1 rRNA gene is annotated in these 279 nt (G+C 51.3%); it reads left to right on the forward strand.

Annotation, left to right across the window (positions count from 1 at the left end):
* Positions 1 to 166: 166 nt before the first annotated feature.
* Positions 167 to 278 (forward strand): 5S ribosomal RNA (rrf, locus tag IZU26_RS13030).
* The last annotated feature ends 1 nt before the right edge of the window (position 279 follow it).

Here is a 279-nt window from a genome sequence, read left to right on the forward strand (position 1 = left end):
CAGCCGAGCAGTACTAATAGGTCGTGAGGCTTGACCATATTATCGTTCCCGTGCTATAGCGCGGTACAATAGACATACAAGCACATAAAAGCTTGTATGAAATGACGGCAGGCGCTTTGTTGTACGTCTGCCCCTTCTTCCTGTTTCTTTTTTACGGCAATTATTGCCCGGTGGCCATGGCGGGGAGGAAATACCCGTTCCCATTCCGAACACGGAAGTCAAGCTCCCTTGCGCCGATGATACTGCTTATCAAGCGGGAAAGTAGGCAGCTGCCGGGCT

This window comes from Treponema sp. SP13, assembly GCF_050938355.1.
Classification (GTDB): Bacteria; Spirochaetota; Spirochaetia; order Treponematales; family Treponemataceae; genus Treponema_D; species Treponema_D socranskii.